Source organism: Sulfuricurvum sp., assembly GCF_028712165.1.
Taxonomy (GTDB): domain Bacteria; phylum Campylobacterota; class Campylobacteria; order Campylobacterales; family Sulfurimonadaceae; genus Sulfuricurvum.
In genome coordinates this window covers 1-8,878 of sequence record NZ_JAQTQR010000094.1, presented here as the reverse complement: position 1 = coordinate 8,878, position 8,878 = coordinate 1, and the positions used below count along the sequence as shown (strand labels likewise).

Annotated in this window: 10 protein-coding genes and 1 pseudogene; 2 read left to right on the top strand and 9 right to left on the bottom strand. The window is 40.7% G+C overall.

All coding sequences use genetic code 11. The annotated features are described in order from the left end of the window. Positions 1 to 52: 52 nt before the first annotated feature. Genes PHP90_RS12955 through PHP90_RS12930 form a run of 6 tightly spaced genes read right to left on the bottom strand, consistent with a single transcriptional unit; the run spans position 53 to position 3,860 of the window. Positions 53 to 472, bottom strand: a complete 420-nt coding sequence (locus PHP90_RS12955; RefSeq protein WP_299930744.1) for an ArsC/Spx/MgsR family protein — start codon at positions 470 to 472, stop codon at positions 53 to 55. Next, positions 472 to 714 carry a hypothetical protein gene (locus tag PHP90_RS12950; RefSeq protein ID WP_299930742.1) on the bottom strand — a complete coding sequence of 81 codons (243 nt, stop codon included), beginning with the start codon at positions 712 to 714 and terminating at the stop codon, positions 472 to 474. Before PHP90_RS12950 ends, PHP90_RS12955 begins: the two co-directional genes overlap by 1 nt. After that, on the bottom strand, positions 707 to 1,420 hold the full coding sequence (locus tag PHP90_RS12945; protein WP_299930740.1) for a hypothetical protein: 714 nt from the start codon (positions 1,418 to 1,420) through the stop codon (positions 707 to 709). The genes PHP90_RS12950 and PHP90_RS12945 overlap by 8 nt, the downstream gene beginning before the upstream one ends. Continuing rightward, positions 1,392 to 2,588 (bottom strand): VWA-like domain-containing protein, encoded by a 1,197-nt coding sequence (locus PHP90_RS12940; RefSeq protein WP_299930737.1) that lies wholly within the window; start codon positions 2,586 to 2,588, stop codon positions 1,392 to 1,394. The genes PHP90_RS12945 and PHP90_RS12940 overlap by 29 nt, the downstream gene beginning before the upstream one ends. Then, positions 2,521 to 3,534 carry a MoxR family ATPase gene (locus PHP90_RS12935; RefSeq protein WP_299930734.1) on the bottom strand — a complete coding sequence of 338 codons (1,014 nt, stop codon included), beginning with the start codon at positions 3,532 to 3,534 and terminating at the stop codon, positions 2,521 to 2,523. Before PHP90_RS12935 ends, PHP90_RS12940 begins: the two co-directional genes overlap by 68 nt. Further along, the gene (locus PHP90_RS12930; RefSeq protein ID WP_299930731.1) at positions 3,531 to 3,860 is read right to left on the bottom strand and encodes a nitrogen fixation protein NifQ; all 330 of its coding nucleotides are present in this window, start codon (positions 3,858 to 3,860) and stop codon (positions 3,531 to 3,533) included. Before PHP90_RS12930 ends, PHP90_RS12935 begins: the two co-directional genes overlap by 4 nt. A gap of 201 nt (positions 3,861 to 4,061) precedes the next feature. On the opposite strand from PHP90_RS12930, the gene PHP90_RS12925 reads away from it, so the two are divergent. Next, on the top strand, positions 4,062 to 5,957 hold the full coding sequence (locus tag PHP90_RS12925; protein ID WP_299930727.1) for a cache domain-containing protein: 1,896 nt from the start codon (positions 4,062 to 4,064) through the stop codon (positions 5,955 to 5,957). 1 nt (position 5,958) lies between these two features. On the opposite strand, the gene PHP90_RS12920 is transcribed toward PHP90_RS12925, so the two are convergent. Beyond that, positions 5,959 to 7,188, bottom strand: a complete 1,230-nt coding sequence (locus PHP90_RS12920) for an FprA family A-type flavoprotein (RefSeq protein ID WP_299930724.1) — start codon at positions 7,186 to 7,188, stop codon at positions 5,959 to 5,961. Between the two features lie 138 nt (positions 7,189 to 7,326). Between PHP90_RS12920 and PHP90_RS12915 the strand changes: the two genes are divergently transcribed. After that, on the top strand, positions 7,327 to 8,346 hold the full coding sequence (locus tag PHP90_RS12915) for a hypothetical protein (protein ID WP_299930721.1): 1,020 nt from the start codon (positions 7,327 to 7,329) through the stop codon (positions 8,344 to 8,346). A 7-nt stretch (positions 8,347 to 8,353) separates the two neighbouring features. Here the strand turns inward: PHP90_RS12915 and PHP90_RS12910 are convergent, their stop codons facing one another. Together PHP90_RS12910 and PHP90_RS12905 are read right to left on the bottom strand one after the other, a co-directional pair. Continuing rightward, positions 8,354 to 8,671: a hypothetical protein gene (locus tag PHP90_RS12910; RefSeq protein ID WP_299930718.1), complete on the bottom strand. Its 318-nt coding sequence runs from the start codon at positions 8,669 to 8,671 to the stop codon at positions 8,354 to 8,356. 1 nt (position 8,672) lies between these two features. Then, a pseudogene (locus PHP90_RS12905) lies at positions 8,673 to 8,878 on the bottom strand (alanine dehydrogenase); the annotation flags it as partial.

The following is an 8,878-nucleotide window of genomic DNA, read 5'->3' as shown; positions in this document are numbered from 1 at the left end:
TGAAAATATCATGATACATCTACAGTTATTGGAAATTAAGAATGTAAGTAGATTATTCAGCAGATTTTTTTTCGAGACACGCTTTTTCCATGCAATTAATTTTTGGCATTGCTTCAACGTAACGTTCCAATAGTTCAGAAACTCTCTTCTCATCAAATCCGCATAGTTTTTCTGTCCCGATGACCATCAATGGACGGCGAATGAGAATCGGATCATTCATGAGTAGCTCTAGGGCTTCAGCCTCATTGAGCCCATCTGGATTGATTTCTCCGTTTTTAATAGAGGGAGCAGCTGGATTAAACCATTCAGGTACCCTCTTCTCTCCCAAAAAAGTACGCAGTTCATCGACACTCAACCCGTGTTCTAGAAGATTACGTTCAATCAAAGTACACCCGCTTGATCGGAGAATTTGCTTTTGTTTTGCGTTTGCGGCACAAAAGGGTTTTTCATAAAAGACGACAAGTTTCACCATCACTCTATTCCAATCAGGGCTCGCCCTTTTTTATTGAGATAAAAGGTCTCGTATCCGTCATCGCCAATACTCATGCACTCACCTAAATACCCTTCGTCATAGAGTTCGGAGATAATATTTTTTACTTCAGTTTTATCTAATTGAGCATACTCGGCGATGTCGTCCGATTCATAAATGTTGTATTCCCACTCATCACTGAGGTTAAAGATAGTTTTCATCACTTTGAGTTTTGTCTCAGACATGCGATTCCTTTAGGTGGGTTATTTGTTTTTGTAAAACAATAGCCTGAAGCGGATGAAGTTTCTCACGTTCAAGCCACTTTTCAAATTCGTTGACATAATGTTCCTTAATTGTTTCATGCAATTTTTGTGCCTGCGTACTCAGTTCAACCAAAAGATCTTTTGCCTCGTCATAATTGTAGGTATTTAGCGGTTTAAGTCGGCGAATAACCCCTTCGATTAATTTATCGTTGATATGTTCTGACGCAATCTCAAGAAAATGCGATGCACGAAATGCAGTTGCATAGTTTTCATTCCAAATACGCCCATTGATCATCTGATCGCATGCTTGATCGATAAAAACGGGGAAAAGTCTCAAAACATCTAATAGCTCTGTGAAATCATTATCGACCAGAGCACGAAAGAGCATACGGCTACGGTTACGAATATGACGACGTAAATCAGGATCAGCTATAACAGTAGGATTAAGGCGGGTAAAACGATCATACGCCCGCAAACGGGAGTGATTAAAGGCCATAATAGCTACGTCAGTATTACGATCACCTACTTGAAGTGGATGCGAGCCACTGGGACGATGAAAAGCCCAGAGTAACCGCGCTTCATCATCCTCATGATTAAGATAGATTGAGTCCCCCTGCTCTTCAAAATCCAAATCATCTTTTAGAATTTCAATATGTTCTCTATAAGTCAAAGTAGACGACGTCTCCATAGCGTTCAAACCTTGTTAAATTTTTTTTCTCACTCAGCAAAAAGAGTGTCTGCATGGCAGGAGCTTTTTCAACTAAAAAGTAGCCGTCACTCAATATGACGGCAAGATTCTTTTCACCTGAATGGGTATTGAGATACTCCAATACAGGCTCAAACTGTGTTCCTCCATTGCCTTTTGCAAAACTAATATTAGGTAATATTGATTGCGCATCGTAGCTTTTTTTTTCTTCTATATATACGCGTTCGTCAAATGGGATAACACTCACCTCAAAATCGTGACTCATACGGACAATGGAGTCGATGATTCCTAAAAAACGGGAAAATACTTCCCCTGTAATACTCATAGATCGATCCAAAAAGATAAAAAAACTCAACCGATTGCGGTCATAGCGGTATCCCGGCAGATAAAGTCCCTGATGGATAAAACGGCGATTCGGATGGGAAAAGTCTGACTCTTTATCGAAAAAACTCTCTGACATATACGCATGAAGCAGCGTGTGGAGATCGATTGATGGTTTGGTTATTTCATCAAACATTTCCAATAATGAGGCAGGAATGTTCCCCTGCTTCCGTGCAGCTCCCATCGCTTGGATAATGAGTGCATCGATCTCTTCTTCAGCTACTTTTGTATCGCCTTCATGCTCGATAATATCCATTTTTTGTTGTGTTGGATTCGTATCGCTTTGCTGGCCCTCTCCGTCATCGCTTTCACGATAGAGAGTGTTGTATACCTCCTCGACACTTTTGTCGCGAAATGATTCGATGACTATTGCATCTTCATCAGCATTTCCTACACGCTGAAAATCATTTAATAATAGACCTATTACAATATCACAGCTTCGGTTCCATGTGGGTTTGTCACGGCCCTGCATACGAAACGGGTGTTTGAGGAGAATATGCAGCAAAGCATGAGCGTAAAGATATTTAAGTCGTCCGTCGTCATACCCCAGAGCTTTACTCTCATCCACACGTATGCTGACACCGTCTGTTTCAAACAACATATGCGGGTTATTTTGAAATTTATGAGGTATCGATAAGGCCAAAACACTTAAAAACGGATGATCGAAGAGAAATTGGACCCGTATTTTTTCAAGCTGCTCGCTAAAGGATGTAGTCGCCATAGCGCTCAATCCATGCGTCAAATTCAGAACATTCGGCAATAGAAGCATCTTTTACGATAGCATCCTTTATGAGCATGACTCCAAATTCCGTAGGGAGGATTTGTGCAAATGCGAAAAGATGTTTGGATGCGTCTTCTCCGCCGCGGTAGAGTTCCACCATGGCCGAAACCAATGCATACAGCAGTGCCGGTTCGCTTTTATCGATGCTCGGATACTCGCCTCGATAGATTGCCTGTACATCCGGAAGTTTTTCATAGACTTTGACATAGGATAAAAACTCGATTCCCGCACCGTATCCGATCAATCCATAGATAATGGGAGCGATACGAGAGGTATCGTTACTGGTTTTGAGTACATTTGAGAGCATATGATAACTGCGCGGTGTGGCAAATGCCGGATTGCTGTCATCCTCACTGACCGGCTCGGAGGTAAGTAAATCGGGTCGAAAACCTAAAAATCCTATTACAAATTGGTGGAGTGCTTCGCGGATAGCGAAAAGTTTGAAATCTTCGAAACGGGCTTCTACACTTAAATGTACCATCCGATTGGCAAGAGGAGTCGGGAGTCTAAAAACAACACCTCTGTCACTGATTCGGTTCCCGGCACAGATGATACGCCATCCGTGCGGTAGCTCATATTCACCCATTTTACGGTTTAGTACCAGTTGGTAGATTGCTGCTTGCACCGATGGTGGAGCGGAGTTTAATTCATCAAGGAACAAAATACCACTTGATTCTTTGTCACGAGGAAAAAACACAGGCGCCATCCAAACGGTCTGTTCGTCGCGAATTGCCGGAACGCCGCGCAAGTCGACAGGATCCATTTGTGAGAGACGTACATCTACCAATGTCAGAGAGTGTTTTTTAGCAACCTCAGCGACGATGTAGGATTTTCCTATCCCCGGTGAACCGTGAATAAAAACAGGAATGTCAGCGCTGATAAGAGTGTCAAGATGGGTATAGAGCTCGGTGGTCGTTATCGAAGGTGTCTTCATGCACTTGCCTCAGCGAGTAGACATGTAAAACAATGCTCCTGATCATTGCAGGTAGCACATGCGGGTGCCACTTTTCCGATAGCATCATAAAGAAATTTTTTCCAAAGTTTGTCTTTTGGTTTTATTTGGGCAAGCTGAGGAAAATACTGGGACATATAGGCACCCATTTGAATGCGGTTTTTAAAACCGAGATCCTGATAAAGATGGTTCATTTCCAATGATTTTTTGGCGATCAATGGTGCTATTACATATCGGGCTTCATCATTTATGGCATATTTTTTTAGATAGTTTTCAATCTCATTACGCATTATTTCGTGTTCAGTCATGACATTCCTCCCAAATTATATACACCAAATGCATTTTCTATTCGTGGATAACTATTGGGCTTTTTAAAAAAAATGATTAAAAGTTAATCATTAGTATGATGTAATTTTATCTCATATGCTGGTTGATTTCTGTTATATTTATAATAGTGAATTGTTTAAAAAATTAGTGTTATCAAAGGTACATACAATACATGGTCAATAATGAAAAATATTAATTATTTGGAACTTTTTCCTTTTATCAGTCAAAGTGTTAAACTTTTCGATAATCAAAATCGATTTTTAAAAAAAATTATTCTCACCGGTAAAATTTCCGCTCTAGAAAAAGCGGCCAATCTTTTCTCATTTACTGAAAAAACAATAGTAACTTTCTCTGAACTAAAAGAAGAACTTATACCCCTTTTGATTCATGAAAATATAAAAAAATTCACCGAAGAGCTTCGATCCAAAGCGCAGATCAGTATTGATATTCTAATTCGGAATCTGTTTGAGCGTACTGCTGACGTGGGATTTCTAGCTACCGATGCTGTTATAATCGATTTTCTAAATGGAAAAGAATCGAGTGATCGTCTTCAAAAACGACTCATTGAATACACAATGAAATATACCGTATACAATGAGATTATTATTACAGATATAGATGGCAATGTAAAGATTAATATTCACAGTGATAATGCTGTTCACGTTACATCTGACCCTATTATCCAAAATGCTATCAATACGAACGGATATGTTGAACAATACGGACATAGCGACTTGTTTTCTTCACAGACCAAGACACTTATGTTCGCTCAAAAAATTGTTGACAATAATAAAACGATCGGTGTGTTGGTGTTATGTTTTCGTTTTGAAGATGAGATGAAACGAATATTTCACTCTCTGATAAATTCGACCGAACAGATTTATTTTTCCGATGGGAAAGAGATTATTGCCTCCTCATCCGGTGAATCCAAGGAATTAAAAATCAGTCGGAATGAATTTAAAGGCGATACGGATTACAGCTACCGTGACGGAAAAATTTTTGTTTCGGCTAAGACAAAAGGATATGAAGGATACTTTGGTGCACCATGGAACAGTATATCGTTTATTGATGTACGAAAATGTACCAAAAAACCTCCTGTCGAAGATGCTGTAAGTGAAAAATGTACATTGGATGGAAACATTAAAGCGATCATCCGTAAAGCTGACGATGTGATTGAGGATTTGAGTGATGTCATTATCAATGGTGAACTGATCGCATCAAAAGAACGCGTTTATGTTCTAACTCCAGTACTTGATAATCTTCGTACCGTGAGTTCTGCAATATTGGGGACTATTAAAGAAACGGTTACGAATCTAGAAAATACCATAATGGAAGGGTTAATCTACGATGTTCAGACCTCAGCAAAACTGGCTATCGATATAATGGACAGAAATCTGTATGAACGTGCCAATGATTGCAGATGGTGGGCAATCACACCGGTTTTTGAAGAAGAACTGGTAAGCACTCATCCGGATACAAAACGCATTAGCGATGTATTGCAGTATATTAATGGTCTTTACACCGTCTATACGAATCTTTTCATTTACGATTCCCATGCAAACATTATCGCTTCTTCGAACAATCCTTCAATAATTGGTCGAAAAGTATCAGGTGATTTCATAACAAAAACACTTAACAATCAGAATTCTCAAAACTATTTTGTCAGTAATTTTGAGCAGAGTAGTTTTTACAATGATGAGGCTACCTATATATACAATGCTTCTATTACTTCAAACGGAAAAATGATCGGCGGCATAGGGATTGTTTTTGATTCCACACCGCAATTTAAAGCAATTTTACAAGACAGTTTTCCCTCATCAAAAAATGGATTCGGATGTTTTATCGACCGTAAAGGGATGATTATCTCTACGACTCATCCAGTTCTACAACCAATGGAACGCATTGAATTGGATGATGAAATTATGCGATTTAATTCCGAAAAAGCGATTCATCGTTTCATTGATTTTCAGGGAAAAAGATATTTGGTCGGGATCGCCCTCTCACATGGATATCGTGAGTATAAAGTGCAAGACAATTATAAAAACGATGTACTTTCTCTAACGTTTATTGAATACTGATTTAGAGAACCATCTCCACCATTTTACCCATTGCAATCTCTGACGCTTCGCGTCCGAATGAAACACATGCTTCGAGTTCTTCTTCCGTAGGGATCAGTTTTACTTTGAGTGGTTTGAGCGGAAGACGGAACTTAAGCCCTTTTAACCGTTCATGAAGCATCTCTGGCGCTTCGCCCGTCCATCCGTAGGATCCGAACGTTGCACCGATCTTTCCTGTACGTTCCAAATAGGCCATGCATGAGAGCAAATCCCATGCGGGTTTCACCGCATCACCGTTAATTGTCGGTGAACCGATCAAAATAGCATCCGACTCTTCTAGCAGTGTGATCATATTGGATTCATCCAACGATGCCAAATCATACATACTGGCTCGTATCCCCACTACACTGTCCGCTCCTTCCGTAATTTTCTCCGCCATTTTGTGCGTGTTGTCATAACTGGAGATATAAAAAACGGAGAGCATCTTGGTGTTGAACTCATTTTTCCGAAAACGGGTTTCAGAACTCCAAGATGCATATTTGTTAATGTAGCTTTGCGGATTGCTACGAAGTATCGGACCATGAAGCGGGGCAATAAGTTCGATATCAAAGTTATTATAGAGTTCGAGGGCTTGGAGGACGAACTGTTTAAACGGTCGCATAATATGATCGTAATAGTAATGAAAAGCGTATGAAAAATCTCCGACAAGATCATCAAACAAACGCTCGTCATAATAGTGGCTTCCAAACACATCTCCACTAAAGAGGAGTTTTTCTTCGTGAAGATAGCTACTCATTGTATCCGGCCAATGAAGGAAGGGTGTCATGATAAACTCAATCGTTTTATCTCCTAAAGAGATGATTTTTCCTGCAGTGGCTATTTCATAAGGGATGTCGGTTTTGACTATGCCTTTAAGCATCATTACTGCACGTCCTGAAATAATGAGCTTGGCTTCAGGAGCACGCTGCATAAGCTCAATCAGCGCACCGGAATGATCGGGTTCAAGATGATGCAATACGATATATCGAATCTCATCATACGTACATACTCGCTCTAATCGGGCAAAAAAGTCATTGCTGAACTCTTTTTTGACCGTATCCATAACCGCTACACCCTCGCTGCCACGTACAACATAACTGTTGTAAGAACTCCCGTTTGCGGTTTTCATAATAATATCAAAGGTACGGATTTTGGGGTCAAAGGCGCCTGTAAAGTAGACGTCGGGTTTTATTTCGACGATAGGTGGAAGCATACGCATCCTTCTGAAATCTTTTTAACTATGTATGCATAAAATATTCGAGTTGGTGTTCGAGTGAATTTTATCAAAATACAATCTAAGCTATAATTCGCATAATAAAAGAGAATATTCTATGTAACCGAGGAAGAACCATTGCAGAGCGAAGAATTGATTCTAAAAGCGCAGGAGTACCTGAAAACTCTTCTGATCGAAGCGTTTCATCATACCGACAATGAGAATGCCGTCGTGGTATATGATACACGGTGTCTCATTGCAACCATTCTGATGGAAGGGTATAAGGGTGCCTTGCCTCATGCACAATTAATCGATTTTGATGCGTATCAGCCTGAAGAAGTGCGGGCTAAATTAGAGGCTCTCAATCCCTCAGATTTGGTAATCTTGATCCAATCCACTAATTTTCGCCTCGATGCGTTTCGCTTGCGTGTAGAGCTGTTTAAACTCAAATTAAAAGTGATTGAACATCCTCATCTCAGTCGTATGTCGGATGAGGAAGCACCCTACTTCATTGATTCATTGGAATACGATAAAGCATATTACCGTCATGTCGGTCGTACGCTTCAGTCTAAAATTGACAACGCACTGATGGGTGTACTGGACAGCGGCGGAGAACAGTTGATTTACGCTTCCCCCTTCGAGCCGGCAAAAGTCAATATCGGTGATTATACGGGTATGACAAATTGGGGCGGTCAGTTCCCGTTGGGTGAAGTGTTTACCGAAGCACAGGATCTTAGAGCGGTTCACGGACGGGTTAAAATTTATTGTTTCGGTGATGTTACATACAAAATCAATACCCCTGAAATTCCTATCACCCTCATTATCGAAGAAGGCCAAGTAGTCGCATGCGAAAATTCAACACCGGCATTCGATCTTATTCTCTCCAACATACGTAGAGACGAAGGGGGTGTTGTTTGGATACGTGAACTCGGATTCGGACTCAATAGAGCCTTTAGCAAGACGCGTACGGTTGCTGATACCGGAACCTATGAGCGTATGTGCGGTGTTCATATATCATTGGGTGCTAAACACGGTACCTACGGCAAACCGGGCTTTAAACGCCGAGACGGGCTTTATCATGTCGATGTATTCGCAGATACCCGTACTTTTTCTTTGGGCGATGAGGTAGTTTACAAAGATGGGGCTTTTGTAGTTTGAATAAGACTCAATTCACCCGCAGTTTGGTACGCCCGGTAAACAGTTTCAAAAAGTCATAAATATCGCTGAGAAAAAAAGCGCGGGTATCCTGATGCTCAAACCGTTGCAGCCAGGCACGCTCTTTGTTCAGTATTCCTCGACACGGGATGACAAATTCTTCATGGGGCAGAAGAGGTTTGAGCATTCCGCAGTCATTGATCGCCATGACAACCGCATCAAACAGCTCATCGAGTCTGTCATCTTCGTCATAGTGGTAGAGTTTACCGTCCATCTTGTAAAAACGGTAAATTTCTAGTATCTCATGTGCTTTATCTATTTCATTCATCTTATATAGCCTTATAATTCATTCCGTGTGCTAGTGCGACCGCTTCGTTGGTAACCTCTCCAGCATAGGTGTTGAGTGCACCGAGGTAAATTTCATCTTTTAATAACACATCCAACGGTGTAGATGCGATTTTGATTGCATACGACAAGGTTGCATTGGTCAGAGCAATCGTAGATGTACGCGGATACATTCCAGGCATATTCGCAA

Excerpts from the sequence above, each read along its gene's own strand:
- PHP90_RS12935 (WP_299930734.1), bottom strand. The coding sequence starts at position 3,534 with ATGAAGACACCTTCGATAACGACCACCGAGCTCTATACCCATCTTGAC.
- PHP90_RS12910 (WP_299930718.1), bottom strand. The coding sequence starts at position 8,671 with ATGAATGAAATAGATAAAGCACATGAGATACTAGAAATTTACCGTTTT.
- PHP90_RS12925 (WP_299930727.1), top strand. The coding sequence starts at position 4,062 with ATGAAAAATATTAATTATTTGGAACTTTTTCCTTTTATCAGTCAAAGT.
- PHP90_RS12955 (WP_299930744.1), bottom strand. The coding sequence starts at position 472 with ATGGTGAAACTTGTCGTCTTTTATGAAAAACCCTTTTGTGCCGCAAAC.
- PHP90_RS12945 (WP_299930740.1), bottom strand. The coding sequence starts at position 1,420 with ATGGAGACGTCGTCTACTTTGACTTATAGAGAACATATTGAAATTCTA.
- PHP90_RS12920 (WP_299930724.1), bottom strand. The coding sequence starts at position 7,188 with ATGCTTCCACCTATCGTCGAAATAAAACCCGACGTCTACTTTACAGGC.
- PHP90_RS12950 (WP_299930742.1), bottom strand. The coding sequence starts at position 714 with ATGTCTGAGACAAAACTCAAAGTGATGAAAACTATCTTTAACCTCAGT.
- PHP90_RS12930 (WP_299930731.1), bottom strand. The coding sequence starts at position 3,860 with ATGACTGAACACGAAATAATGCGTAATGAGATTGAAAACTATCTAAAA.
- PHP90_RS12940 (WP_299930737.1), bottom strand. The coding sequence starts at position 2,588 with ATGCTTCTATTGCCGAATGTTCTGAATTTGACGCATGGATTGAGCGCT.